Origin of the sequence: Microbacterium sp. Leaf151 (assembly GCF_001424225.1) — a bacterium.
Classification (GTDB): Bacteria; Actinomycetota; Actinomycetes; order Actinomycetales; family Microbacteriaceae; genus Microbacterium.
Map to the genome: position 1 here is coordinate 718,935 of NZ_LMOR01000001.1, position 26,204 is coordinate 745,138.

Sequence of the window (26,204 nt, forward strand, 5' to 3'; positions counted from 1 at the left end):
CGTGAGGCGGCGAAGGGGGCTTCGCCTCAGACGGGTGTGAGCGCGGGGTGGACCAGGTGGGTGGGGTCAGCGCGGGGTCGACCAGGTGGGTGGGGACAGCGCAGGGCGGACCAGGCGGCGGGTCAGCGCAGGGCGGACCAGGCGGCGCGGGCGGCGGTGAGCGCCTGCGTGGCGTCGGTGGCGGCGCGGGCCTCGGCGAGGTGGCGCCGCGCGCGTTCCACCCGCAGGCGCTGGGCGATGCGGTCGGCGTCGCTTGGCGCCTCCTCGCGCTTCTCGTCGGCCGCGTGGATGGCCGTTCCGTCGGCTGTCTCGGCGGTCGCCCGCGGAGCGGCTTCTGCGACTGTCTCGGCGGCGGCGAGGGCCGCGCGGGCACAGGCAAGCGTTCCCGGGAGCGCCGTGCGAGCGGCCTCGACACGTCGGCGCATGCTGACGGCAGCGTCGAGGAGCTCGTCGCGCTCTTCGCGCACGCGTGCAACGGTGGCGACGGCTTCGCGTGGGCGTCGAGACGCCGCGGCGGCAGCGTCTTCGAGTTCGACAGCCGCCGCACGAAGGCGCTCGGCTGCTCCCGGCCGGCAGGCTTCGGGACGGGCGGTGGCCACATCGATCGCCTCGCGGATCTCGGCGCGTGCGGCGGCCACCTCGGCGTCGGCGTTTCCGGCGGCCTGGAGGGCGATGCGGTGGCCGTCTTCGACTTCGCGAAGGTAGCGTGCGGCGAGGCGTAGAGCCACGGTGGCGCGGACGATGTGGCCGCCCTCGACATCCCCTTCCGCGCGTCGGAGGGCGTCGTCGGCGTCGGCCAGAGCGCTTCTCGCTCGATCCGTCGCCACGGCGGCCCCGGACCAGTCATCGTCGTCGAAGCGCGCGCGCAGAGCGTCGACAAGCGGCTCGGGGTCACCCGATGTCGCGACCAGATCGTCGCGACGGCGACGCGCGGCCGCGAGCAGACCGGCGTGTGAGCGGTTCTCGCGCTCCCACTCCGCGAGGCGGGTGCGTACCGCGGAAACCTGCTTCCGCTGCGCATCGAGCGCCTCGTGAAACCGTCGCGCCTGATCGCGTCGGCGAGCTGCCACGCCGGTGTCGGCCTCGAGGACCAACAGGTCGCCGAAGCCCCGATCACGGGCGCGGTGCGCCGTGGTGCGGGCGCGACGCAACTCGGTGGGGACGTCGTCGGCATCGACTGCGTCGGCGGCCTCGAACGCGAGGTCGAGATCGTCGACATCGTCATCGAGTGCGAGCAGGGCGGCCGCCGCACCCGACACCGCCTGACCCGCGGCCGCACGGCTGTGGGGAGACCGGCGCTGCATGCGGACGGCGATGACGACGACCGCCACCACGAGAGCGGCGGCGACGAGGGCGATCGCCGTCGGCGCCGCCCACGCGAGATCAGGCATCGGCATCGAGCGCGTCACCGACGAGGAGCAGGGCACGAAGCTGATCGATGTCGTCGACGGCCGCCTGGGCGCCCTCGGCCTCGTGCGGCCAGCTGAAGCCCCACCGCACGAAGATCACCGGCACGCCGGCATCCTGACCGCCCTCGACATCGTGGTGCCGATCGCCGATCAGCACGGGGCGGGACGTATCCACTCCGGCGGCCTCGAGTCGACGGAGCGCTTCGCGCACGATGTCGGACTTGGCGCTCAGCGTGCGCTCGTCGAGGGTCGCGCCGACCATGGCCTCCAGATCGGGGGCCAGACCGAAGTGGTCCATCAGCGCCACGACCTGCACCTCGGGCTTCGAGCTCGCCGTCGACTGGGGTACCCCTGCCGCGTGCAGGTCATGCACCAGCTCGCCGACCCCCGGGTACAGCCGTGCACTGACCGTGTAGCCCTCGCTCTTGTTCAAGCCACGGTAGAACGCGACGGCCTCGACGGCCTGCTCGGGAGTCATGCCGACGTTCACCTGGAACGACTCGAACATGGGCGGGCCGATCCAGCGCGACAGCTCGCCCCGCGTCGGCGGCGTGCGCCCGAAGTGGTCGAGCGTGGTCGTCAGGCGGCGGAGGATCCCCTCGGACGCGTCGACGAGGGTTCCGTCGACGTCCCACAGGACGCACGAGAAGGGAGAGCGTTCGGGCATGCGTCCACGCTACCGGCGCGGTGTGCCGGTAGGCCGTCGGATGCCGTGGCGCGGAGTCGACACGTGGACGATCATCGAGGACTAGTCGAGGCGGGGGTGATCGGGGAGCCGGTCGCCGACGTCGATGAGCACGCTCACGATCAGGCCCACCACGAGGCCCACCGCTCCGCACACGACGGCCCAGCCGGCACACCACGCGAGCATGGAGTGCAGGAGGAACGTCGGATCGTCCGCATGCATCGCGAGAGCGGACGGGAACCACCCGATCAGCACGAAGAGAGCGCCGAGCACCGCGCCGTACGCGAAGCCGATCGTCCCGCACCTCACGAGTCGACGGATGAGCGGGAGCGCACATCGGGTCATGGCGGCCACGGCCTCAGGAGAAGACGAGTGAGGGTCTACAGCCCGAGCAGCCTCTTCAGTTCCGCCGTCTGCTTGGCAGTGAGGCAGCCTTTCGGCAACACCCGCATCGCGTCGACGCTGAATGAGCGCGTCTTCCCGCCGTACGTGATCTTCACGAAGCCGGGTCGCGATTCGAGGACGCAGATCGTGGGAGCGGGCGGAGTAGGCGGCTCGGTGTACATGTCGGCGGGCCTGCCCCCGTTCCACTGGTTGGTGCCGTTGGAGAACTTGTAGTTCGCCGACGCCGTCGCCACGAGCTCGCCCTGGGCGTTGATCGACCAGCTCATGAGGGTGCTCGCCGGGGCACCCTCCACCTTGTCGGCATCCCAGTGGGCATCACCCTTCACGGCGGGGTCGTCGACGACCCAGTCTCGACTGACGACGGGGGCGTCGAGCGTCATGCGCGGATAGCCGGGGAGGCACCCGTCGGGGAAGGGGTAGACGCGCTCGCCGACGACCCGCCACGTGACTGATCCGTCGGCGCCTCGATCTCCGACGTCGCCCGCCACCGTGACCTTGATCTGCTGAGCTCGCGACAACGTCACGGAGGTAGAGAACTTCCCCCTCGCGTCGGTGTGGCCGTGCGTCTCGACCGCCGCGTCGGTTCCGCCGACGATCTGTTCCGTGACCTTCACATCGACACCGCCGGCGACGTCCGTGGGTTCGTGCGCGATTCCGACGCGGACCGCCGCGCCGCCCCCGGACGTGCAGAAAGGCTCGCCCCACACCGCGGAGAGAGCCGGGATCGTAGGCGGAGCGGCAGGCTGGTCGGCGGCGAGAGCCGGGGACGCGACGACGAGCGCGAGCGCCGTGGTCATCGCAGCGACCGTTGTCACGATTCGGAATCGGGCGGAGAGCAGCCGTCGGGCGCTTCTGGCGAGCATGTCGTCCTTCGAGAATCAGGGCTGAAAGCCCGACCGGCGAATGGGTGGGCGGGAGGGGATCGCCGCGCGTGCACTCCCCGCTGCCCGGACAGTAGCAGTCGAGCGCTCCCGGCTCTCGCCGCTGCCCGGAACGCGCTCCGCGCGCTCACCTGGCGGCGTGCCCGATTCTGACGGTGGGCCGCTGCATCCGCACACGGCAGCTGCGGGCGATCGGCGCCGCGGCATCCCGCGTCTCGCGTTCAGAAGAGGCGGGGTGCGCCCGACTGCACGCCTTTCATCTCGTCGTAGTCGAGGGTGAGGCACCGGATGCCGCGGTCGGTGGCGAGGACCCGCGCCTGCGGCTTGATCTCCTGCGCGGCGTAGACGCCCGTGACGGGGGCGAGCAGGGGGTCGCGGTTGAGCAGCTCGAGATAGCGGGTCAGCTGTTCGACGCCGTCGATGTCTCCCCGGCGTTTGACCTCGATCGCGACGGTGCCGCGACCGTCGTCGTTGCGCAGCAGCAGATCGACGGGGCCGATGGCGGTGGGGTACTCGCGGCGTACGAGCGTGAGATTCTCACCGACGACCGACACCTGCTCGGCGAGCAGGCGCTGTAGATCGGCCTCGACGCCGTCTTTGATCAGGCCGGGATCGACTCCCAGGTCATGGGCGGTGTCGTGGACGATCTCGTGGATGCGCACCAGAAGGGCATCGCCGGTCTTGGCGTGCGTCACGCGCCAGCGCTCGATCACCCCGTCTTCGACGTCGACCTCGTCGGGCTGCTCGAGAGTGAGGGAGCAGGGCGGGCTCATCCAGTTGAGCGGCTTGTACGAGCCGCCGTCGGAGTGCACCAGCAGACTGCCGTCGCCCTTGTGGACGAGCAGTCGGGTGGCGAGGGGGAGATGCGCGTTGAGGCGGCCGGTGTAGTCGACGGAGCAACGGGCGATGACGAGACGCACCCGACGAGCCTAATCGCGCCGTGCGGGCTCGGAGGGCTCGGGGGTCGAGGCCTCGTCGACGACGAGGGGCTTGGCGGCTCCCGAGAACAGACCGGATGCCACGATCAGCCCCACCACGATGAGCAGCGTGTTGAGCAGACCGATGTGGTCGCCGATCCACCCGAGGATGGGCGGGCCGCAGAGGAACGCGACGTAGCCGATCGTGGCGGCAGCGGCCACGCGCGAGGCGGCCTTGGCGGGATCGTCGGCGGCGGCCGACATGCCGATGGGGAAGCCGAGCGAAGCGCCGAGACCCCAGAGAGCCGCACCGACGAAGACGAGCGGGCCGAACGGCGCGAGGATGAACAGCAGCAGCCCGGCCGCCGCCGTGCCGGCGAGGACCCGCAGCACGAGCACGCGGCCGAGTCGGTCGACGACCGGACCGCCGGCGATGCGTCCCACGGTCATGGCGACCGAGAACACGGCGAGAACGGCCGGGCCGGCCTCTTCGGGGGCACCGTGGCCGTAGACCACGGCCGAGGGGAGCCAGTCGTTCGCGCTGCCTTCGGCGAAGGCCATGCCGAGCATGATGACGCCGAGCGTGTACGTGCGCGGCTCGCGCCACGCCTGAAGCGAGGTGGAGAGGCGTTCGCGCCAGTGTGCGCGCTCCTCGGCGGCGGGGGCGTCCATCGCGACCTCGGCGCGGGGGACGTTGGCCACCGACACGAACGCGACGACGAGGATCACCACGCCCATCGCGACGCAGTGCGCCATGACCGGGATGTCGAGGGTCACGGCGAGGAAGCCGAGCCCGGCGCCGATCACCGTGCCGAAGCTGAAGAAGGCGTGCAGCAACGGCATGATCGTGCGGCCGGTCGCCTTCTCGAGCGCCGCACCCTCGACGTTCATCATCACGTCGACGGCGCCGTTGCCGAACCCGAAGAGAGCGAGGCCGACCAGGGCGACACCGAAGAGTTGAAGCGTGTCGGCACCGAACCCGATGATCGCCAGGCCGATCCCGACGAGCACGAGCGCGACGAGCATGCCGGAGCGGGCGCCGATGCGTGCCATGACGGCGGGGGCGATGGAGAGCCCGATGATGGATGCCACGCCCATGCCGAGCAGAAGCAGTCCGACGCCGGAGTTCTCGATGCCCAGGGACTCGCGGATGGCGGGCACGCGAGACGCCCAGGTCGAGATGCTCAGACCGCTCGCGAGAAAGATCGCGCAGATCGCGACGTGCCAGCGCACGAGCTGGGAGCGGGTCAACGTGGAGTGCATGCCGACACTGTACCGAATCGATTCGGCCACGATCGAATCGATTCGGGGTTAGCCCACCTCCCCGGGTAGCATCGCCCCGTGAGCTCCCGTCGCGCGACCATCAACGACGTCGCCCGAGAGGCCGGCGTCTCGCCCTCGACCGCCTCCGTCGTCTTCAGCGGCAAGACGCCCACCTCCGAGGCGACCCGCGCCCGCGTGCTCGCGGCCGCCGAGAGCCTGGGCTACACCGGCCCCGACCCGCGTGCGGCATCGCTGCGGCGCGGGCGCTCCGGCATCGTCGGGGTCGTCTTCGACCAGCACCTCGGCACGGCCTTCCTCGACCCGGTCACCACCCACATGATGGACGGCCTCGCCGACGGGGTCTCGCGGTTGGGAGCCGCGCTACTCCTGCTTCGCGACGACGGCGTGACGGTCAGCGAGCCCTCGCTGCACACGGCGCCCATCGACGCCGCCGTCCTCATCGGATGCAGTCCGCGCATGCGTGACTCGCTCGAGATCGTCCGTGGACGCGGCATCCCGGTCGTCGTGGTCGAGGGGGATGCGGGCGAGGGGATTCCCCGCGTGCTGCTGGATAACGCCGACGCGCAGCGCGCTGCAGCCTCGCACCTCGCCTCCCTCGGGCACAGCGACGTCGTGATCGTCACCCTCCCCGTCGATGCGGGCCGACGGCGCGGGTGGCTCGCCGACGATGCCGTCGTCGGGGTCGACGTGACCGCCGACCGTCTGCGGGGCGCGAGAGAAATCTTCCCCGACGCCCCCGCGCTCGCCGCGGCGACGAGCTCCATCGACGAGGGGGCGATCGCCGGTCGCACGATCTTCGCCGAGCGCCGTCCCACCGCCGTCATCGCACAGAGCGACCTGCTCGCGGCCGGCGTCATCCGGGCTGCGGAAGAAGCAGGACTCAGGGTTCCGCAGGACGTCAGCGTCACCGGTTTCGACGGCGTGGTCGTCGACGGGCTGGCCCCGCACGTCCTCACGACCCTCGTGCAGCCCGCCACCGCGAAGGGCCGCGCCGCGGGCGAGGCGGTGGCGGCGATGCTGGAAGACGCCACACCGTCGGGCCTCGACCTCGAGTGCACGTTCCGTGCCGGGACGACGACGGGACCGCCGCGTACCACATGACATCCGTGGGTTCGTGAACTCTCATGCGCCGCATAGAATAGGTCCGACACCCCGAGAGCCCGGGCACCCGCCCGTCGACCCCGAGGAGGCCCGCGCTTGTTGATCTTCCTTGGCGCGTTCGCGGCGCTCCCGCTGCTGCTGCCGTGGTTGGTCTCGCGCATCGGTCCCCGCGCGTTCTACGTGGCCGCGGTCCTTCCGGCCCTCGCCTTCGTGTACACCGTCGTGCTCGCCCCGGCGGTGTTCTCCGGGGACATTCCGTTCGAGGAATACCGCTGGATCCCGGCGATCGACGTCTCCCTCTCGATGCGGATGGACGTGCTGGGCTGGCTGCTCACGCTCGTCGTCACCGGCGTCGGCGCCCTCGTCATGCTCTATTGCCGCTGGTATTTCCGTGGCAAGACCCAAGGCGTGGGGCAGTTCTCAGCCGTGCTGCTGGCCTTCGCCGGGGCCATGTACGGGCTCGTCCTGACCGACGACCTCGTCGTGCTCATCATGCTCTGGGAAGTCACGAGCGTGTTGTCGTACCTGCTGATCGGCTACTACCACGCCCGATCCGCCAGCCGGCGTGCCGCGCTCCAGGCGTTGCTGGTGACGACGCTCGGCGGGTTGGTCATGCTGATCGGCGTCGTGCTGGTGGTCGTGCAGGCGGGCACATCGAGTCTGTCGGCGATCCTCGCCGATCCGCCCACCGGCACCGTCGTCGACGTCGCCGTGCTACTGCTTCTCGTGGGCGCCCTGAGCAAGTCGGCCATCTTCCCCTTCCACTTCTGGCTCCCCGGCGCCATGGCGGCCCCCACCCCGGTCAGCGCGTACCTCCACGCCGCGGCAATGGTGAAGGCCGGCATCTACCTCGTGGCGCGCCTCGCCCCCGGCTTCGCCGAGACGCCCTTCTGGCGTCCCACGCTCATTGCGCTCGGCGTGTTCACCATGCTGCTGGGCGGATTCCAGGCTCTGCGCGAGCGCGACCTCAAACGCATCCTCGCCTTCGGCACCGTCAGCCAGCTCGGTTTCCTGACGGTCATGCTCGGCTACGGAACGCGGGATGCCGCCCTCGCCGGTGTCGCGCTGCTGCTCAGCCACGCGTTGTTCAAGTCGTGCCTGTTCCTCATCGTCGGCGTCATCGACCGCCAGCTGAACACGCGTGACATCGGACAGCTCTCGGGCCTCGGTCGCCAGGCGCCGGTCATGGCCACGGCCTCGTTCATCGCGATCGCCTCGATGGCCGGCGTCATCCCCACTCTCGGGTTCGTCGCGAAAGAGACGGCGCTCACGGCCCTGCTCCACGAGGCGGAGGCCGGCGCCGGGTGGGGCGTGGTCGCCCTGGTGGGCGTCGTGCTGGGCTCCGCCCTCACGGCGGCGTACGGCATCCGATTCCTCTGGGGCGCCTACTGGACGAAGCGCGACGTGAAGGCGACCGACTGGCCGGATCCCCCGATCGGCTTCCTCTCAGCGCCGGTCCTGCTCGCGGCCGCATCGCTCGCTCTGGGCTTTCTCGCCCCGGTCGTCGACCACTGGCTCGCGCCCTACGCCGACGGACTGCCTGAGGCCACCCCGGGTGTTCCGGCACCCGAGTACCCGTACCATCTGGCGCTCTGGCACGGCCTGGAGCCCGCGCTCTTCATCTCGCTCGGGACGCTGGCTCTCGGCGCGGGCGTGTTCCGGGTGGTGCGCAAGACGCAGCTGCACACGCGTCCGCGCGTGCTGCCCTTCACCGCGAACGACGTCTACAACCTCGCGCTGCGCTCCATCGACCACTCCTCCGAGTGGGTCACGGCGCGATTCCAGCGAGGTTCGCTGCCGTTCTACGTCGGCACGATCTTCATCGTGCTGGTCGTCGCCGAGGGCACGGCGCTCCTGGCCTCGCGCGATTGGCGTGCGCAGCTCGACGCGTGGCAGTCTCCCGCGCAGCTGCTCGCCGCCCCCCTGATGATCGCGGCGGGAATCCTCGCGGTGCTCGCCCGCAAGCGCTTCACGGGCGTCGCCCTCGTGTCGGTCACGGGCCTGGGGCTCGTCGTGCTGTTCGCCACGAGCGGCGCGCCCGATCTCGCCCTCACCCAGGTGCTGATCGAGACCGTCACCCTCGTCGTGTTCGCCCTCGTGCTGCGGCGCCTGCCCGCGCGCATGGGCGAGCAGAACGCCTCCGTCGCCCCCATCGCCCGTGCCGTGCTCGGCGTCGGCGTCGGACTCACGATGGCGCTCGTCGCGATCGTCGCGACGGGCGCCCGTCAGGACGTCCCGGTGTCGATGGAGTGGCCCCCGCTGTCGTACGAGATCGGGCACGGCCGCAACGTCGTCAACGTCGCGCTGGTCGACCTGCGCGGCTGGGACACGATGGGGGAGCTGTCGGTTCTCGTGCTCGCGGCCACGGGCGTGGCATCCCTCGTCTTCATCACCGACCGCAGCGACAACCTCGCCCGCCGGTCCGGTACCGCCCGCAGTCGAACCGGCATCGGGCGCCGTCGTCCCCTCATCGAGACCGACAGCGGTGTGCGGGCGCGGCGTCGGGGTGAAGCCGACGCCCCGCGCGCCTGGCTGATCTCGGGGTCGAAGGTGCAACCCGAGAACCGCTCGATCCTGCTCGAGATCATCGTGCGGGTGCTGTTCCACTCGATCATGATCGTGTCGCTGTACCTCCTGTTCGCCGGTCACAACCTTCCGGGTGGAGGCTTCGCCGGCGGCCTGGTCGCCGGGATGGGGCTCGTCATGCGGTACATCGCCGGAGGGCGCTGGGAGCTCGGCGCCGCTGCTCCCACCGACGCCGGTCGTCTGCTGGGGGCCGGCATGGCGATCGCCGTGCTCTGCGCCCTGCTGCCGATGGTGTTCGGATTCGCGCCGCTGCAGAGCTTCACGTTCGAAGGCGATCTCCCCCTCATCGGGCACTGGGAGTTCGTCACCAGCACGATCTTCGACGTGGGTGTGTATCTCGTGGTGATCGGTCTCGTCCTCGACGTGCTCCGGAGCCTCGGAGCCGAGGTCGATCGACAGTCGCAGCATCCCGAAGATGCGGAGATGGCCCCCTCATGACCATCTCCCTCGTCCTCGTCATCGTCATGGCCGCGCTCTTCGCGTGCGGCGTCTACGCGATGCTCGAACGCAGCCTCACCCGCGTGCTGATCGGCTTCCTGCTGCTGGGCAACGCGGCCAACCTGCTGCTGCTGATCATGATGGGAGCGCCCGGTCGCGCTCCGTTCTACGACGATGGCGCGACGGATGTGTCCGAGATGTCCGATGCACTCCCGCAGGCGCTCATGCTGACCGCGATCGTCATCACCTTCGCCATCTCCGCCTTCCTGCTCGCCCTCATCTACCGGTCCTGGCAACTCGGCCAGGCCGACACCGTCGTCGACGACGCCGACGACGTCGCCCTGCGCACGCGTACCTCGGCCGAGGCCGAGGACGCGATGGACGAGGAGTCCCGCTCCGACGATGACGACGTCACGACGGACTTCGTCGGCGACGTGGCCTCGCCCATCCGCGTGCTGCACCAGGGCGACCTGTCATCGCTCGTCGACGACGCCCCAGTCGACCGCGTGGCCGTGCGGCGCGACGGGGAGCGCGCGCAGGACGACACCCGCGACCCACAGGACGGTGACCGCCCGTGAGCGCGCTCGTACCCCTGCTCGTCGGCATCCCCCTCATCGGCGCCGCGATCAACCTCATCTTCGGCCGGCGCAAGAAGACGCAGATCGTGGTGTCGGTCGCGGCCCTGACGACCGTGCTCGTACTGGGGGCGGTGCTGCTGGTCACCGTCGACACGAGCGGCCCGATCGCCGTGGCCATCGCCGCCTGGCCGGTTCCGCTGGGCATCGTGCTTTACGTCGACGTGCTCGCCGCGCTGCTGGTGGTCGTCACGAGCATCGTGCTGCTCGCGGTCCTGCTCTTCTCCATCGGCCAGGGAGCCGCCGACAACGACGCCGACACCCCGGTGTCGATCTTCTACCCGGCTTACCTCATCCTGGGCGCGGGAATCTTCAACGCCTTCATCGCGGGCGACCTGTTCAACCTCTACGTGGGGTTCGAGATCCTCCTGGTCGCCTCGTACGTGCTCATCACGCTGGGCGGGACCGAATCGCGTATCCGCACCGGTGTCGTCTACATCGTCGTGTCGCTGGTGTCGTCGATCCTCTTCCTCGCGGCGATCGCGATGGTCTACGGAGCTCTCGGCACCGTCAACATGGTGCAGATCAGCGAGCGCATGGCGCTACTGCCCCAGGACACGCAGACGATCTTGCACCTGATGCTTCTGCTGGCCTTCGCGATCAAGGCGGCGGTGTTCCCGCTGTCGTTCTGGCTGCCCGACTCGTATCCCACCGCGCCAGCCCCGGTCACGGCGGTGTTCGCGGGCCTGCTCACCAAGGTCGGCGTCTACGCGATCATCCGCACCGAGACGCAACTGTTCGTCGCGAACGACCTCAACTTCCTGCTGTTGATGGTCGCGCTCGCGACGATGATCGTGGGCGTGCTCGGGGCGGTGGCGCAGGCCGAGCTCAAACGCATCCTGTCGTTCACCCTGATCAGCCACATCGGATACATGATCTTCGGCCTGGCGATCAACACGCCGTTGGCGATCGGCGCGACGATCTACTACATCGTCCACCACATCATCGTGCAGACGACGCTGTTCCTCGCCGTGGGGCTGATCGAGCGCAAGGCGGGAAGCACCTCCATCCTGAAGGTCAAGGGGCTCATGCGCGGGGCACCCCTGATGGCCGTGCTCTACTTCATCCCGGCCATCAACCTGGGTGGTCTCCCGCCGTTCTCGGGCTTCATCGGAAAGTACGCGCTGTTCGACGCCGCGGCCCAGGTGGGCACGCCCGTCATGATGGTCCTCATCGTCGGCGGTATCGTCACCTCGATCCTCACCCTGTACGCCCTCATGCGGGCATGGAACCTGTCGTTCTGGCGCGAAGACGACGACTCGTCCGAGACGAGCGAGCGCATCGCGTATCTCGGCAACGCTCCGGCGGCGTCCGTGTCGACCGAGCGACGCACGATCCCCCGGATCATGACGTTCGCCACGGCCGGAATGGTGGCGGTCACGATCTCCCTCACCGTCTTCGCGGGCCCGTTGCTCGACGTGTGCCTGCGCGCGGGGGAGCGTGTCGCCGAGGGCGTGACCCTGGTGCAGCTCGAAGAACAGGTGGGGCAGCGATGAGCCCGTCCGCGCGGTCGCAGAGATCGCTCTTCCTGCACCAGCTGCCGCTGCTGCTGTGGCTGATCGCGCTCTGGATGCTGCTGTGGGGCCAGCTGACGTGGTTGGGCCTGATCACCGGCATCGTCATGGCGATCTTCGTCACGCGCGTGTTCCGTCTGCCGCCGGTGGAGCTGTCGGGCCGCATCAACCTCTGGTACGGCCTGCTGTTCGTCATCACCTTCCTCGGTGCCGTCATCAAGGGCTCGCTCATCGTGGCGTGGCAGGTGCTCGATGTGCGCCGGCAGCCGGGTGCGGCCATCATCGCCGTGCCGCTCCGGGTCGCCGACGACGTGATCATGGCCCACACCGCGGTCACGGCATCGCTCATCCCGGGGTCGCTCATCGTCGACGTCGACCGCGAGAACCGCACCCTGTACCTGCACACGATCGGCGTGCGAAGCGACGAGGATGCCGAGCACCAGCGCCGCGTCGTGCTGCGGTGGGAGGCGCGCATCACGAGGGCGGTGGGGTCGAAAGAGGAGCTGCGCGACCTGCGCGCGCGCATCGCCGACAGCTCGGTCCACCGGACCGCCGGCTCTCCCGAGAAGCGGAGGACCGCCCCGTGAACACCGTGCTCGTCGCCGTCATCCTCGTCGTGTTCGCCGCCGCGGCCCTGCTCGCGCTGATCCGCCTCGTCATCGGGCCCTCGATCCTCGACCGCGCGGTCGCCGCCGACGTGCTGCTGACCGAGGTGGTCTGCATCCTCGGAGCCGACATGGTGATCAATCACCACACGCGGTCCCTGCCCGCGATGCTCGTCATCGCCGCGATCGGCGTGTTCGGCTCGATCGCCGTGGCCAGATTCGTCGCACGGAAGGAGAATCCCCGATGACCATCGAGGCTGTTCTCGACACCGTGGCGCTCGTCCTCGTGCTGCTGGGTGCCGTGCTGTGCCTGACCGCGACCATCGGCCTGCTGCGCTGGCGCGACGTGCCCACGCGCCTGCACGCCGCGACGAAGCCGCAGGTGCTCGGCGTGCTGCTCATCGTCATCGCCGTCGAGCTCGCGCTGCGGTCGTGGGAGGCGCTGGCCTTCGGCATCCCGATCGTGCTCATCCAGTTCGCGACCGCGCCGCTGGCCGCGCACATGGTGGGACGCGCGGCGTACCGCAACCGGACGACCGACGAGGCGAACCTCTACGTCGACGAGCTGCAGCACCGCACCGAGCAGCCGGGGTCGACCGGCGCCGAGACGCGCCCGGAGAACTAGGTCAGGTCGCCGATTCGCGCACGTCTCGGCGGGCCTGCGGTGACGGCGTGCCCTCCGGTGGATCGGGTGTCTCGGTGCGGTGATCGAGTTCGCGCGCTTCGCGCTCCGCACGGCGGCCCTCGGCGAGGAACGCCAAGCGGTTCAGGCATTCGTGGTTGCGCATCGTCAGCATCGGCTTCCACAGCAGCGACGGGAGAATCGATGCCGCGCCCGACACGGGCTCCTCGATGATCGTGACCGCGGTGCCCGACGGATGCGGACGCGCGTCGATACGGATGACACCCCGGCCCACGATGCCGGCCTCCGGGCGCAGCCGTAGCCGGCGGGGAGGATCCCATTCGACGATCTCGGTCTCATCATGGATCATGACCGGCCAGACGCCGAGCGAGTGGTGGATGCGGGAGCCCTCCCGCGGCCAGTGTTCGTCGACGTCGCGCATGCGCGCGGCCCCCACGACCCACACGGGGTAGAGCCACCCGTCCGAGAGCACCGCGAACAGGTCGTCGGGGGTGCAGTGCATCAGTCGCGTGTTGCGGGCGGCCATGGCATCCTCCGGTCGGCGTGCTTCGACTGTAGGGCGGATGCCGCGGGGTCGGCAGGACTTGACGTGGGCTCGGGTGGGCGTGGGGTGGGGTCGTGTCGACGGAGCGCGAGCGTGCGCCGGATCCTGCGACGCAGGCTCCGTGGTCTGCGCAAGCTCAGTGGCATCCGGGACCAGGCGACTGATCTTGCGCGAATCGCTGAGTGTGCGCTGCCGCCGAGTCGCGCGGGCGCGGGTTCTCGACGGGCTCGACGACCAGGCGACACGGGCCGTGACGAACGGAGGGGGAGGGAGGAGGGGAGGGGGATGCCGCGAGAGCGGTCCTGCGCAGGTCCCTGGCCCTCCGCCCGTCACGGCTGCTGGCTGCGTCGAGCGAGACCGAGCGGGGATGCCGCGAGAGCGGTCCTCCGCTCATCCCTGGCCCTCCGCCCGTCACGCGGGCACGACGGTCACCCGCGGGTGATGTCGGTGACGACGCCCTTCGCGAGGCGGAGGCGACGGCGGGCCCGCTGGGCGACGGCGGAGTCGTGCGTCACGACGATGAGCGTCAGACCCTCGGCGTTCAGCGCCTGCAGCACGTCGAGGATCTCGTCGCGCATGCTCTCGTCGAGGTTGCCGGTCGGTTCGTCGGCGAGCAGCACCCGGGGCTGCTTCGCCACCGCGCGGGCGATCGCGACGCGCTGCTGCTGGCCACCCGAGAGCTCACCCGGGCGATGGTCGGCCCGGTCCTGCAACCCGACGCGTTCGAGTGCCTCGGCCACCCGCCGTCGCCGCTCCGCGCGATCGAGGCCGAGGGGCTCCAGCCCCATGTCGACGTTCTCGGCGGCGGTGAGGGTCGGGATGAGGTTGAAGCCCTGGAAGACGAAGCCGATGTCCTGCGCCCTCACCCGCCCGAGCTCAGCGTTCGAGGCGGCCGCGATGTCGACGTCGCCGAGCGTCACGGATCCGCTCGTGGGGCGGTCGAGGGCGCCGAGCATCTGCAGCAGCGTGGACTTGCCGCCGCCGGTCGGGCCCTGGACGGTGACGAAGTCGCCCGCGGCGATGTCGAGGTCGACGCCGGCCAGGGCCTGGACGGTGCGGTCGCGCTGGCGGTAGGTGCGGGTCACGCCGCGCAGGCTGTAGGCGGTCGTGGTGAGGGCGGGGGCGGTGAGGGTCATGATGTCTCCTTCGAAGGATGGGGGATGCCGCTCACGCGACCGAGCGGAGGGCGGCGGCGGGACTGAGACGCGCGGCGCGCCAGCCGCCGAAAGCACCCGCGAGCACACCGCCGAGCACGGCGATGCCGACGGCGGCCAAGACGACGACCGGCGTCACGGGTGCGTTGAGGACGATGTCGGTGGCCTGCGCCGCCGCCTGGCCGAAGCCGCCGGGGCCGCCGGGACCGAAGCCCTCTCCGCCGCCCTGACCGGGGCCCGTGGCCTGGCCGCTCACCGAGATGGTCGGCGAGACGACGTTCACGAGCAGGATGCCGCCGAGCCCGAGGATGAGACCCGCGACGCCGCCGAGCAGGCCCTGGACGAGCGACTCGCCGGCGACCTGGCGCACGATGCGGCCGTTGGACCACCCGATGGCCTTGAGCGTTCCGAACTCCCGCGTTCGGCGGGCGACGCCCGACATCGTGAACAGGACGGCGAGGGCGAGGGCGACCAGCAGCACGACGACCGACAGCCACGTGCCGAGGTTCGAGATCATCGACGACGCGCTCGACAGCGAGCCCGAGACGGTCGAGGCGAGCTCGGACTGCGAGCTGACGGTGGCGTCGGGGAGTGCGGCCGTGATCTCGCTCTGCACTGCGTCGATGGCGTCCGCCGACGAGGCCTGCACGTAGACGGTCGACACGACGTCGCCGACCCCGGCGAGCGTCTGGGCGACGTCGAGCGGGAGGTAGACGTTCGCGGCGGTGTCGGCGTCGGCCGAGGCGGACGCCACGATCCCGACGATCTGCATCGTCCTACCGGCGACGTCGACCGTGCCGCCCACGGCGAGTCCGGCGCTCGCCGCGTACGTCGCGTCGATCACGGCGACGTCGGTCCCGGCGTCGGAGGCGGCGAGGGCGCGCCCGTCGGAGACGGTCACGGCCGAGAGCGGACCGACGGATGCCGCGGGGTCGACGCCGAGCACGCTGAACGAGTCGACACCGAAGGCGCTGCCCCCGTCACCGCCGGGACCGCCGCCGGACGGGGGCTGCTGCGGCATCCCCTCGCCCTGCGTGGTTCCGGTTTCGGCGCCGCGGTCGGGCATCTGCCCCGAGAACGTCGTGTTCGTCAGCGACAGTGCGCCGGTGACGGCGGAGACGCCGTCGAGGCCTTCGACGGTGGTGACGGTGGAGGCGTCGAGGGTGCCGCGTCGCATGTCGGTCATGAGCCGCGACTGGCTGAGCGTCGTGGTCCCGTCGGTGGTCGTGCCCGCGTCGGCGCCGAAGTCGAAGCGCGGGCCGCCGCCGCCCTGACCGGGTTCGGTCTGCGCACCGGTCACGGTGAGGTCGGTGCCGACGCCGTATACCGACGACAGAGCCTGCGACTGGGCGTCGCGGACGCCCGCCGACAGCGCATTGACGACGATGACGAGCGCGATGGCGATCGCGAGTCCCACCGCGACGATCACGGTCTGCTTGGTGCGGCCGGCGAGTTCGCGCCGAAGGTACGTGCCGTACATGGTTCTCCTTCCGGACGCGGGGTGCGGCCGTCTGAGGCGAAGGTAGGAACGGCACCCTCACCGCTCCCTCACCGTTGCTATGAACCGCGTATGTCGCGTGACTCCGAGGCCGGGAAGCGTGCATGCTGGCTCTCGTGACCTCCCGCCCCGCGCCCCTCGCCCGTCCCGACGGCTCGCCCATCCGTGTGCTCGTCGTGGACGACGAGGCCAACCTCAGCGATCTCCTGCGCATGGCGTTGCAGAACGAGGGGTGGGACGCCCGCACCGCGGCGAACGGGCAGGAGGCGCTCGGCGTCATCCGCGAGTTCGCTCCCGACCTGCTGGTGCTCGACATCATGATGCCGGGGCTCGACGGAATGGAATTGCTGACCCGCGTCCGGGCGGCGGGCAACGACGCGCCCGTGCTGTTCCTGACGGCGAAGGATGCCGTGGAAGACCGCATCGCGGGGATCTCGGCCGGCGCCGACGACTATGTCACGAAGCCCTTCAACCTGGAGGAGGTCATCGTGCGCCTGCGGGGAATGGCCCGCCGTCACGTCGCGGCGGTCGTCGACGCCGACCCTCGGTTGCGTGTCGGCGATCTGTCGCTCGACGAGGAGTCGTACGAGGTCGAGCGCGGTGGCATCCCGATCAAACTCACCGCGAAGGAGTTCGAGCTGCTGCGCTACCTGATGCAGAACCCGCGCCGGGTGCTGAGCAAGGCGCAGATCCTCGATCAGGTGTGGAGCTACGACTTCGGTGGCAACGGCAGCGTCGTCGAGATCTACATCTCGTATCTGCGCAAGAAGATCGACACCCTCGGCGAACCGCTCATCCACACCGTGCGCGGTGTCGGTTACACCATCAAGGCGCCATGACCCGCGGTCGCTGGACGCTGCGCCGCACCCTCGTCGTGGGGACGAGCGTGCTGGTCGCGCTCGCGTTCATCGCGATGAGCGTGGCGACGATCCTGGCGCTGCGTTCCTTCGCCCTCGACCGCCTCGACCAGCAGGTGCGCGAGGGGCTGTCGTTCGCGGTGGGTCGCGACGCGTTCGGGGGGCGCGGCGGCGACGGCGGCGACGACCGGCCCCCGGAGATGGATGCCACGAACCCCGCGCCCCGCATCGGCGCCCTGCAGGCGGTCGTCGACGCCGACGGGACGGTCGAGCGTTCGGGCTACACGCGAGCGGACGGCACCGAGGTGGCGTTGAGCGACGAGCAGGTCGCGCTGCTGCGTTCGTCGGTGGCGACCGACGGCACGCCCACGACCGTGGACCTCGGCGCAGACTTCGGGGCGTTCCGCGTAGCGGCGGCCGTTGACGATGGCGTCACCGTCTTCGCCGGGAACTCGCAGGCCGACGTGACCGCGACCACCTCGGCGTTGATCGTGATCCTCGTCGCCGTCTCGGCGGTGACACTGCTCGTCGCGGTGCTGGGGCTCTCGCTCTTCGTGCGGCGGAGTCTGCGGCCGCTCGATCGGGTGGCGGGTGTCGCAGAGCGCGTGTCGACGCTGTCGCTCAGCGCGGGGAGCGTCGACATCCCCGACCGGGTCGCCCCCTCCGACACCGATCCCACGACCGAGGTGGGCCGGGTGGGGGCGTCGCTGAACGGGCTGCTCGGGCACGTGCAGTCCTCGCTCGCCGCACGGCAGCACAGCGAGGAGCAGTTGCGGCGCTTCATCGCGGATGCCAGCCACGAACTCCGCACGCCCCTGGCCAGCATCCGCGGCTACGCGCAGCTCTCCCTCGGCGAAGACGCGCCGATGACGCCCACCCAGGCCCGTTCCTTCGACCGGATCGAGTCGGAGGCCCAGCGCATGGCATCCCTCGTCGACGATCTTCTGCTTCTGGCGAGACTGGATGCCGGACAGCCGCTGCGCCGCGACGAGGTCGAGCTGACGCTGCTCGCCGTCGACGCCGTGAGCGATGCCCAGGCCGCGGATGCGACGCACGAGTGGCGGCTCGACGTGACCGACGACCTCATCTCGGTGACCGGAGATGAGAACCGCCTGCGGCAGGTCGTGGCGAACCTGCTGCGAAATGCGCAGACGCACACGCCGCCGGGGACGACGGTGACGCTGTCGCTCGCCCGCGAGGCCGCGGAGGCCGTGCTGCGCGTGGCCGACACCGGGCCGGGAATCGATCAGAGCGTCGCGGAGCGCCTCTTCGACCGTTTCGCCCGGGGAGATGACTCGCGCAATCGGGATGCCGGGAGCACGGGTCTCGGGCTCTCGATCGCGCAGGCGATCACCGAGGCGCACGGCGGGAGCATCTCGGTCGAGAGCGCGCCCGGGCGGACGGTGTTCGAGGTGCGGCTGCCCGAGTGAGCGCGGGTGGCTGGATCTCGACGAAGCTATACGCCGAAGCGAGACCCAGGACGAGTGATCTGTGCGCACCACCTATGGACCGCGAGGATTGGTCGATGGAGCCTCACGACGAGACCGCCCGCCTTTTCCCCCACTCCGCACCCCTCCCGCGACCGATTCCGCGACGCAAGGCAACGTATGAACCCGCCTCCGAAGCAGAAGCACCCGTGCGATTTGCTGAGGGCTACGACGCCTACGCACATTCACTGCATGCTCGGGGCCTGTCGGCCGCATCGCTAGCAGGTGACCTTCCCGCACTCATCCGAGTGCTGGCGGAGGACACCGGGCTCACCGCCGAGTTGACATATTCAGCAGCGATCTTCCTGGGCAACAGCATCGCCACGCGCTACCCGTCCGCGGAGTGGTCGGTGATGGAGGAGCCGATGATCGGGCCCGGAAGTCTGAGCGGCACCCCGCTCCTCACCGTCCTTCGACAGCTGCAACAACACCCCCACCGCCACGCAGAATTCGCTCAGGCCTTGGACCGGACCATGTCGGCCGCCAGCTGAGCGGTTCACTATCGAGCGTCATCCATGACCGCCAACTCCACCGACCACAGCAGGAGCTGATCACATGACGAGCAGACGGATGCAGCGCAATGCCCTCGGCTGGGCGACCCTGCTCGCCGGTGTAGCAATCCCCTCCGTCATGTCCGTCGACGCGATCGTGCTGTTCTGAAACCTGCCGTGCACGCGGGGGGTGCATTGGGCGGCCGCCTCGCTCGTCGCGGGTTGCGAACCGCTCAGTCCATCTCGGCGTGCGCTCGGCTGGACCGCCGCCTTCCTCTCCCTGCTCACGTGGGTGTGCGCGACCGGGGTAGCCCTACACGGCGGGGCCGCATTCATTCGCGCTCACGACCCTCGGCTAGGCGAACATTTGGCGGAGTACGCCGAGCTCTCCCACTTCGAGCGCGTCGGCGATAATGTCAGCGTCGGCCGGGTTGGGGAACAATCCGATGAGATTGTTTTGGAAGATTGAGCGCATTGCGTCGAGGTCGCCGGCGTGGGCGGCTGTGCTCATCGCCTCGACCGCTAGCTGGTAGGGAATCTGCTGGTAGCCGGCGGGAGCGTCATCAGGGTTGTAGTACGGAACCCAAGGGATGGACTCGTCGGGGCGCAGCAGCAGCACCTCGCCGGGCTGAATCGTCCGGGTGTGATTGACCGTCGCGATTGCCAGCGTGTTTGCGATGCAGAATCGATCACCGATCGCGGAGAGAGCGTCGCCGGGGGCGACGGTGTAGGTGACGATCTTGCCGTCGGCATCCAGTCCGGGGGAGCCTGCGGCGAGGTCGCGTTCACCCTGGTCGATGAGCTGCCCGCCGAGGCTCGCACTCATTCGGCCGGTGTGAACCCAGACAGGGTTCTCGCACCCGGCCGGAGTGTTCTTCGGAATCACCGTGCCGTTCCCGACGTACGTGTAACCCTCGCCCAGCTCGTCCATCATGTTCTCGGCGACCGGATCATCCTCAGAGGCCGGCGGGTTGGTGGGGTTCGTGGTCGACGCGAACACCGCCCAAGACGACACCTCGCCGTGCACTGCCGCCACAGTCGGTGCGGCCAGTGCGACCAGCCCGCCCACAACGAGAACGGACACCCCGATAGCCATTTTCCCCGCAGCCTTCACCCTCCGAACTTATGCGACCAGATGCAACAGCTCAAAGGAGGCTGGGCATCCCTGCACGGCGCGATGCGGGCGCGGGGGAGAGGTCAGGTCCTCGGGTTCTCGCCGAGGAAGACGCCGATGCGATCACCGTCCTTGACGAACTGCAACGCACCGTCGGGGTACCGCGTGCGCAGCTCGGGTGGGGCTGAACTGTCTACCGTGATTGTCAGGGTGGCGGGGAAGTTCCCTACGCGGCATCCGCCGTATGACGGTCCTGACATCGAGTACCCACCCTGGACGTTGTCCTCCTCCGGAATGTCAGAGGTCAGCACGGCGGCGAAGCAGTCGCCACCGCCACCGCCGAACATGTTCCAAGAGGTCTCGAACAGCGTGAGACCGTAGAACTCGTAGGTAGCGGAACTGGCTCCCGCGCCGTTGAACCCGACAGGCACGTTCACGGCGGGGTCGGGTTCGAGGGTGGCGATCTGTGGTGCGTCGTTGACGACGGCGACGGGCAGGATTCCCACCACTGCAAACGTCGCCACAGCAGCTACCGCAGCCGACGTGGCAACCGACGCTGCCCACAGCATCAACATGATGCGACCCGGCCTCCGCCACGACCGGCCTATACGCCCGTCAGCGGATGCCCCGACGGGCGAGGCTGCGTCGAGAGCTGGCCTTTCGGAGGGCGCTGGTGACGAGTCCGATGCGTTGCCGGAGGTGACGAGGGGATCCAGTGCCGCGACGGGTTCGTCGCCTTGCGTGCTTCCGTCTGCGCGGGCCCGTGCTTCCAGCTCCTGTAAACGTTGCACCGTGTCGGCATCGAGGGCCCCGTGTGCCACGCGTCCGTAGGCACGCAACCGCAGCGAGTCCAGCTCGGCGCGCAGTGTGGAGTCCATCACGGTGATCGTCTCACACACCCCACCCCGGCATCCTCGCCGTGGTGACGTAACGGTTGTGTGGACGAGCCGGGGAGTGGTCGTGCAGGGTGGATGTCATGCCAGTACTCGCCCTGCTGACCCTCATCGTCATGATCATCGCGCTCATTGACGCGATCATCAGACGCGAGGATCAGGTCAAGCACATGCCGAAGTTCGTGTGGGTGTTCTTCATCGTGCTGCTACCCCTCATCGGGTCGATCCTGTGGTTCACCCTTGGACGGGAGTACGACCAACGCACCCAACCCATGACCTTCGGCGACCCGCGCCGGTGGCACAAAGACACACGGTCGGCTCCCACGGTGCCGCCGCGTGATGAGCGCACCACCGAGCAGCAGATCGCCGACCTCGAACGCGAAATGCACCTCGCCGACCTTGAGGAGCAAGCCCGCCAGCGCCGGACAGAGAACCGCCCCTTGGACGAAAACCCCGGGCGCTAAGGGGCTGCCTCGCCCCGAAGGGGGCGTCGACGGCCGTTCCGCATTTGCGGAACGGCTAGGGGGCTATAGCTCCGATCGGCTGTCAGTCCGGTCGTACCGCGGCTGAGGGCGTTGCCTGGGCGGTGCCACGAATCTTTAGGTGAGTCCGCGCAGAAGCCACCACAGCTGCTCCGCGGTGCCGACCATGGAATTGACAGCGGCGGTGCAGACGAGCGCCGCAATCACCACGAAGAGCGGAAGTTCCCGCCAGCGGCGAGAGAATGCCGTCATCGCAACGGTGGTGACGGCCGATAGCATCGCCACGGTTTGACCAGCCACCCCAGCGAAAGCCTGTCGCAGCGCGGAATCCACAGTCACGGTGGTATAGCTCGTGAATACGAGCATCAAAGCGAACGGCACCGCAAGGACCCCAATAATCAGGACGAGTCCTCGGCTTACCTTCAGTGACGACCGCGGCGTCACCCTGGAAAAATCCGTCTGCTCTGCAACCTGCATGTGGGGCACGCTATCGCGCCGCCCACGCCTTGCACAGCCCAGCCCGACACCAATATGCACCACGCCGGCCCGCGCCTCGGGCTGGCCATGCGCCAGCAGACGGGCGCGTCGGACGCAGGCGCCCTACACTCACATGACTCTCCGATGTGGTGCGAAACCGATAGGTTTCGCACCGTCTGGCAGGCGCCCGCTGGTATCAGTCGGAGTCAAGATTGGCGGGCGGTTCACGAGTACCTGTCATGCTCAGCGACATGGTGAAAAACCCACTGCTCCCGTCCGTCGATGTGTTGCTGAGCATCGGTGGTGGCGTACTTGCGCTGTTTGTCGTGGCCGTTGTGATCACGATTGTTGTCCTGACTGTCAGACGGCGCCGAACCTGATCGTGACTAGCGATGCCGACAGCCCCATACCGCTCTAAGACCTTTCTCAGATCGAGAGCATGAGCGATAGCGATCTGATCGAACGGCGCGCGGAGCTCGCGCGGATAGAGCGCGTGCAGTTCCACGAGAATCTAAGCCCCCTGTCCTTCATCGGTACCGCCGCGCACCTCGTGAACCCGCCCCTCGACCATGCCCGACGAGCGGTAGAGAAAGAGATGAAACGACGCGGCATCCTGCCTCGCCACGACGCACGGTGAAACCTGGCGGTGTGGTGTGAAACCGAACGGTTTCGCACCGGCTCTGATCCGCGCCTGCTGCGCCGGGTGGGCTATGGGCGCGCCGGTTCGTACGCTTGGGGTTCCTCTTGGACGTGAATCGTTACCTGGGACCGCCTGCCGAAAATTTCGGAGGATTCGGTGGCGCAGCCACGTGAACGAAAGCCCGCAGTTAGCTACGAGGGAGCGAAGCGGACGAGCTGCCGCAGGCTTCACGGCAAAAAGCGTGAGCCCGTAGGGCGATCAACGACGGCCGGCGCAGCCGGTCGACCTTTGGGCGTCGCTTCGTCGACGCTGCGCGAGCGGAGCACGCGCCCCGCCGCCGGCGGGACGTCAGGGAATGTGAGGGGAACGCCCCCCACAAATCGGCCGGCCAGCCGCGTCTAGGCATCCAGGGCGCCGCTCTCGTTTTCGGCCCCTCTTCTCAACTGGCACCACGAGCGGCATCGAGCGGGAACTCACCATGGCGGCGCCGACCGCCGACGTCCTCACCGAACGTGAGACGCGTGTTGAGGCCGATCCCGCCCTGTGGGATGGCACGGTCGTCGACCAGGGCGGGGGGTGTTCGCCACGGTCGTGGACGATGCCCTGACGCCTCTGAAGGTGCCCCGCATGCACGCCCGTGAACTCAGGGCGCTTCTGCGGCTTCGTGACCAGGCCCGCGCCCTGGTCACGAGTGAGGCGCGCGAGTCCGAGGACACGCGTCCGGAGCTCGGCGGGCTCGCGGATCTCACGGTCGAGCCGCCCCATCGCGGGTGCGCGGCGGTCTGCATGGATCCCCAGCACTGGCAACTCCCCGTACCTCACTCATAGGAACGCTTAGGGTCGCGTTATGTGCTCGCTATGAGGATCTGAAGATGACTGCGCCCCCCGACGCCGATTTCGTTGTACTCACCAGCCGTTTAGCGCCTCACCGCGACGGCGGGTACGCCGTCGCGGTCGCTTCGCGCCTTCGCCTGCTCGAGTCGACCGGCGTCGCGCACCCGCTCCTGCTGACCTTTGACGTCGGCGGTGCGGACGAGCACGCGAGGAACAATCGGCAAGCCTTCCCCGACCCGCACCCGAACGTCGAGATCCGTAACCTCTTCGAGGAGATCCTGCACGATCCGTCCTGGCTCTGGGACATGGCTCGAGAGGGGCCGGCCGATCCCGACGCCTCGTATCGCGCGATCCACGACGGTGAGGGACGAGAGGTCGTCTCCCTCCCCGTCATCGGCGACCCCGCCTGGTACCTGACCGAGGCACCGGTCGTCGTGCGCACGGACGGCGGCTCGAGGACCCTGGCCGGTTTCAAGGAGCTGTACATGGCGTGGCTGACGCGCGTGGCCGCGCAGCTGCGTTCGCGCGCCGACGACGAGGATCGGTGCATCGTGGTCATCTGCGAGTCCAAGCAGCTCGGCGAGTTGATCGCGGACTGGGCCGACCCGAACGTGCGCATCGTGCACACCGTTCACAACTCGCACCTCGACGCCCCCTGCGAGCCCTCGTCTGCGCTACGCGACGACGGGTGGCGCCGATGGTTCGCCCTTCTCGACCGCTTCGATGCCGTCGTCTGGCCCACCGCCTCGCAAGAGGATGACGTGACCGAACGCTTCGGAGCCCGGGAGGGCTCCGTCGTCATCCCCACACCCATCACCCCCGACCCCCGTCCCCGTCTTCGCCGGCGGAGGGTCCGCGAGGTCCTCATGGTGAACAGGCTCGCCGACCAGAAGCGGGTCGACATCGCGATCACCTCGTGGCCGCGCGTGCTGCAGCGCGTTCCCGATGCGCACCTCCACATCTACGGGGACGGTCCCCTGCGGACGCTGCTGCAGGACATGATCGAGGACCGCGGCCTGGCGCAGAGCGTGCACCTCCACGGATATTCCGATCGGGTACGCGAGGCGATGGCCGTCTCCACCGCCTTCCTCAGCACCAGTGCGTTCGAGGGACAGAACCTGGCAATCGGTGAAGCGCTGTCCAGCGGTCTGCCGGTCGTGGCGTTCGACGTCTGTTACGGGCCCCGCGACTACGTGGGCGCGGGTGGGATCCTCGTCTCCCCGGGTGACGTGGAGGGTGTCGCGAGCGCTCTGTCCGCACTCCTGCTCGATGACACCGCGCGGGCCGAGATGTCGGCGCGAGCCCTCGAGCAGTCGAGGCGGCTGAGCCCCGAGGCGGTGGGCGAGACCTTCATGCGCCTCTTGCACGACGTCGTCGCCCGCCCGGCGAGGCGACGGACGACCCGGGCGGATCGGGCGGTGCGCCCGGCCGCGTGAGCTGGCATCCAGGTTACCCCGTATACGCAACCGCGGGCCGCTGGGCGAACTGAGGACCCGCGTGGGAGCGTGCCGTAGTACGGGGTGAAGGAGTAGAAGGTCTGTGACGGCCTCTGTGATGAAAGAACCCTGTTGGTTGGTGCTGCTCTACCGAACAGACGTCTAGTTTCGGCCCTGTGCTTCTAAGGGGGGGGGCACGCACGCAGAGACAGCGTGTCGCTGTGTCGAAGGGACAACCGATGAGAATTCTTCGCCGTTCATTTCTCGCCGCCGGAGTCGCGGCCGTCGAACTGGCACTTACTCTTCCCGCACAGGCGGCCTCCGCGGCCACCACCGACACGGGTACGGAGCACGCTTTCCACGAAATCGTGTCCACCCTGAACATTTAGCATGACCGACCTGCAGAAGACCAACACGAACACCCTTCACTGGTGGGTGGTCACCGCAGCCGCGGTTTCGCTGGCCGCGCCTTTGGCGACCGACTGGGCGTTCGTTTTGCAGGTCGCGGCGCTGGTCTTCGGTGTCGTCGCGTTCTTTCGCGTCACCGGCGGGCGAGCACGTGCCGTCATCGCCACCGCCGTCGTGGTTGTGGGCCTGGTCCTCATCGCGCAAGTAGTGGGTGGGTTGGTGGCGTCGTCCCTCGAGAACTCTTTCACCGACGACAGCGTCCAGATCGGCTGACTCAACCAAAGAGTGGCCTCACCCGTCTCCGGGTGGGGCCACTCTTTGGTTCGTAGGTCTACCTGTCGCCCGTGGGTGAACCGGCCCCACATCGAGTCCTCCCGACGCGAAGGGAAGTTTGTCGGCCTCATCCAATCGCGCCCACCAGCTAGTGCGGAGCACCCACGACGGGCGTTCGGTAGCCGATTGCGCAGAAGGAGGTCGGCATGACCCGGAACGCGAAAAGGCCCGCTTCGAGCTGCTCGAACGACAGGCGATGCACGGGCAAACCACGCGCGAGCTCGCGGAGTATCAGAGCGGCGAACGCTACCCAGGGATGGCGGCGGAGCGACGAGCTAAGGAAGTCGCAGATCTGCGGGCCAAGCTTGGCGGCGGCGCCGAGGCGATCGCGAAGCTGACGGGACATGTGGGCCATTCCGAGGATGACGTCGATGAGGACGGCAAATCCCCCGCGACCGACGCACTTTGAACGTGATTTGGTACCGCGCAGGCGCAGGTGACTTGCTGCCAGGG

General features: G+C 69.1%; 28 protein-coding genes. 16 read left to right on the plus strand and 12 right to left on the minus strand.

Annotation, left to right across the window (positions count from 1 at the left end):
* Positions 1-122 precede the first annotated feature (122 nt).
* The 6 genes from ASF76_RS03255 to ASF76_RS03280 all read right to left on the minus strand — a co-directional run bounded on the left by ASF76_RS03255 (position 123) and on the right by ASF76_RS03280 (position 5,560).
* Complete coding sequence (locus ASF76_RS03255) at positions 123-1,391, minus strand: hypothetical protein (protein WP_156459106.1); 1,269 nt, start codon at positions 1,389-1,391, stop codon at positions 123-125.
* Positions 1,384-2,076: an HAD hydrolase-like protein gene (locus ASF76_RS03260; RefSeq protein ID WP_055952816.1), complete on the minus strand. Its 693-nt coding sequence runs from the start codon at positions 2,074-2,076 to the stop codon at positions 1,384-1,386. Before ASF76_RS03260 ends, ASF76_RS03255 begins: the two co-directional genes overlap by 8 nt.
* An 81-nt stretch (positions 2,077-2,157) precedes the next feature.
* On the minus strand, positions 2,158-2,448 hold the full coding sequence (locus ASF76_RS03265) for a hypothetical protein (RefSeq protein WP_156459107.1): 291 nt from the start codon (positions 2,446-2,448) through the stop codon (positions 2,158-2,160).
* 26 nt (positions 2,449-2,474) lie between these two features.
* The gene (locus ASF76_RS03270; protein ID WP_156459108.1) at positions 2,475-3,296 is read right to left on the minus strand and encodes a hypothetical protein; all 822 of its coding nucleotides are present in this window, start codon (positions 3,294-3,296) and stop codon (positions 2,475-2,477) included.
* A 305-nt stretch (positions 3,297-3,601) separates the two neighbouring features.
* Entirely contained in the window at positions 3,602-4,300 is a 699-nt protein-coding gene (nucS, locus tag ASF76_RS03275) for an endonuclease NucS (RefSeq protein ID WP_055952826.1), read from the minus strand.
* Positions 4,301-4,309: 9 nt separating this feature from the next.
* Positions 4,310-5,560, minus strand: coding sequence for an MFS transporter (locus ASF76_RS03280; protein ID WP_055953408.1), 1,251 nt, complete (start codon positions 5,558-5,560; stop codon positions 4,310-4,312).
* 78 nt (positions 5,561-5,638) lie between these two features.
* On the opposite strand from ASF76_RS03280, the gene ASF76_RS03285 reads away from it, so the two are divergent.
* The 7 genes from ASF76_RS03285 (at position 5,639) to mnhG (ending at position 13,085) form a co-directional block, all read left to right on the plus strand.
* Positions 5,639-6,682: a LacI family DNA-binding transcriptional regulator gene (locus tag ASF76_RS03285; RefSeq protein WP_055952829.1), complete on the plus strand. Its 1,044-nt coding sequence runs from the start codon at positions 5,639-5,641 to the stop codon at positions 6,680-6,682.
* Positions 6,683-6,778: 96 nt separating this feature from the next.
* Entirely contained in the window at positions 6,779-9,706 is a 2,928-nt protein-coding gene (locus tag ASF76_RS03290) for a Na+/H+ antiporter subunit A (protein WP_055952832.1), read from the plus strand.
* Positions 9,703-10,284: a Na(+)/H(+) antiporter subunit C gene (locus ASF76_RS03295; protein ID WP_055952835.1), complete on the plus strand. Its 582-nt coding sequence runs from the start codon at positions 9,703-9,705 to the stop codon at positions 10,282-10,284. Before ASF76_RS03290 ends, ASF76_RS03295 begins: the two co-directional genes overlap by 4 nt.
* Positions 10,281-11,837 (plus strand): Na+/H+ antiporter subunit D, encoded by a 1,557-nt coding sequence (locus tag ASF76_RS03300; RefSeq protein ID WP_055952838.1) that lies wholly within the window; start codon positions 10,281-10,283, stop codon positions 11,835-11,837. The genes ASF76_RS03295 and ASF76_RS03300 overlap by 4 nt, the downstream gene beginning before the upstream one ends.
* Positions 11,834-12,442 carry a Na+/H+ antiporter subunit E gene (locus tag ASF76_RS03305; RefSeq protein WP_055952841.1) on the plus strand — a complete coding sequence of 203 codons (609 nt, stop codon included), beginning with the start codon at positions 11,834-11,836 and terminating at the stop codon, positions 12,440-12,442. Before ASF76_RS03300 ends, ASF76_RS03305 begins: the two co-directional genes overlap by 4 nt.
* Entirely contained in the window at positions 12,439-12,708 is a 270-nt protein-coding gene (locus tag ASF76_RS03310) for a monovalent cation/H+ antiporter complex subunit F (RefSeq protein ID WP_055952845.1), read from the plus strand. Before ASF76_RS03305 ends, ASF76_RS03310 begins: the two co-directional genes overlap by 4 nt.
* Complete coding sequence (gene mnhG / locus ASF76_RS03315) at positions 12,705-13,085, plus strand: monovalent cation/H(+) antiporter subunit G (RefSeq protein WP_055952848.1); 381 nt, start codon at positions 12,705-12,707, stop codon at positions 13,083-13,085. The genes ASF76_RS03310 and mnhG overlap by 4 nt, the downstream gene beginning before the upstream one ends.
* A 1-nt stretch (position 13,086) precedes the next feature.
* Here the strand turns inward: mnhG and ASF76_RS03320 are convergent, their stop codons facing one another.
* From ASF76_RS03320 to ASF76_RS03330, 3 genes are all read right to left on the minus strand, one after another.
* A complete protein-coding gene (locus ASF76_RS03320; protein ID WP_055952851.1) occupies positions 13,087-13,629 on the minus strand; it encodes an SRPBCC family protein in 543 nt (180 codons plus the stop codon).
* 446 nt (positions 13,630-14,075) lie between these two features.
* Entirely contained in the window at positions 14,076-14,783 is a 708-nt protein-coding gene (locus ASF76_RS03325; protein WP_055952854.1) for an ABC transporter ATP-binding protein, read from the minus strand.
* 31 nt (positions 14,784-14,814) lie between these two features.
* Positions 14,815-16,281, minus strand: coding sequence for an ABC transporter permease (locus ASF76_RS03330; protein WP_055952857.1), 1,467 nt, complete (start codon positions 16,279-16,281; stop codon positions 14,815-14,817).
* Positions 16,282-16,403: 122 nt separating this feature from the next.
* Between ASF76_RS03330 and ASF76_RS03335 the strand changes: the two genes are divergently transcribed.
* The 3 genes from ASF76_RS03335 to ASF76_RS03345 all read left to right on the plus strand — a co-directional run bounded on the left by ASF76_RS03335 (position 16,404) and on the right by ASF76_RS03345 (position 19,134).
* Positions 16,404-17,138 (plus strand): response regulator transcription factor, encoded by a 735-nt coding sequence (locus ASF76_RS03335; RefSeq protein ID WP_055952860.1) that lies wholly within the window; start codon positions 16,404-16,406, stop codon positions 17,136-17,138.
* Complete coding sequence (locus ASF76_RS03340; RefSeq protein ID WP_055952863.1) at positions 17,135-18,586, plus strand: sensor histidine kinase; 1,452 nt, start codon at positions 17,135-17,137, stop codon at positions 18,584-18,586. The genes ASF76_RS03335 and ASF76_RS03340 overlap by 4 nt, the downstream gene beginning before the upstream one ends.
* 206 nt (positions 18,587-18,792) lie before the next feature.
* A complete protein-coding gene (locus ASF76_RS03345; RefSeq protein WP_156459109.1) occupies positions 18,793-19,134 on the plus strand; it encodes a hypothetical protein in 342 nt (113 codons plus the stop codon).
* 355 nt (positions 19,135-19,489) lie between these two features.
* On the opposite strand, the gene ASF76_RS03350 is transcribed toward ASF76_RS03345, so the two are convergent.
* Both ASF76_RS03350 and ASF76_RS03355 read right to left on the minus strand, forming a co-directional pair.
* On the minus strand, positions 19,490-20,230 hold the full coding sequence (locus ASF76_RS03350; protein WP_156459110.1) for a hypothetical protein: 741 nt from the start codon (positions 20,228-20,230) through the stop codon (positions 19,490-19,492).
* 101 nt (positions 20,231-20,331) lie between these two features.
* Positions 20,332-20,754, minus strand: a complete 423-nt coding sequence (locus ASF76_RS03355; protein WP_156459111.1) for a hypothetical protein — start codon at positions 20,752-20,754, stop codon at positions 20,332-20,334.
* Positions 20,755-21,224: 470 nt separating this feature from the next.
* Between ASF76_RS03355 and ASF76_RS03360 the strand changes: the two genes are divergently transcribed.
* On the plus strand, positions 21,225-21,605 hold the full coding sequence (locus ASF76_RS03360; RefSeq protein ID WP_055952875.1) for a PLD nuclease N-terminal domain-containing protein: 381 nt from the start codon (positions 21,225-21,227) through the stop codon (positions 21,603-21,605).
* Positions 21,606-21,740: 135 nt separating this feature from the next.
* On the opposite strand, the gene ASF76_RS03365 is transcribed toward ASF76_RS03360, so the two are convergent.
* A complete protein-coding gene (locus ASF76_RS03365) occupies positions 21,741-22,100 on the minus strand; it encodes a hypothetical protein (RefSeq protein WP_055952877.1) in 360 nt (119 codons plus the stop codon).
* Between the two features lie 439 nt (positions 22,101-22,539).
* Between ASF76_RS03365 and ASF76_RS03370 the strand changes: the two genes are divergently transcribed.
* The 5 genes from ASF76_RS03370 to ASF76_RS16980 all read left to right on the plus strand — a co-directional run bounded on the left by ASF76_RS03370 (position 22,540) and on the right by ASF76_RS16980 (position 26,160).
* Positions 22,540-22,737 carry a hypothetical protein gene (locus ASF76_RS03370; RefSeq protein ID WP_055952880.1) on the plus strand — a complete coding sequence of 66 codons (198 nt, stop codon included), beginning with the start codon at positions 22,540-22,542 and terminating at the stop codon, positions 22,735-22,737.
* Between the two features lie 875 nt (positions 22,738-23,612).
* Positions 23,613-25,010, plus strand: coding sequence for a glycosyltransferase (locus ASF76_RS03380; RefSeq protein ID WP_055952888.1), 1,398 nt, complete (start codon positions 23,613-23,615; stop codon positions 25,008-25,010).
* Positions 25,011-25,249: 239 nt separating this feature from the next.
* Positions 25,250-25,399, plus strand: a complete 150-nt coding sequence (locus ASF76_RS16975) for a hypothetical protein (protein ID WP_156459112.1) — start codon at positions 25,250-25,252, stop codon at positions 25,397-25,399.
* Between the two features lies 1 nt (position 25,400).
* The gene (locus tag ASF76_RS03385) at positions 25,401-25,691 is read left to right on the plus strand and encodes a hypothetical protein (protein ID WP_055952891.1); all 291 of its coding nucleotides are present in this window, start codon (positions 25,401-25,403) and stop codon (positions 25,689-25,691) included.
* A 256-nt stretch (positions 25,692-25,947) separates the two neighbouring features.
* On the plus strand, positions 25,948-26,160 hold the full coding sequence (locus tag ASF76_RS16980) for a hypothetical protein (RefSeq protein ID WP_156459113.1): 213 nt from the start codon (positions 25,948-25,950) through the stop codon (positions 26,158-26,160).
* Positions 26,161-26,204: the final 44 nt, after the last annotated feature.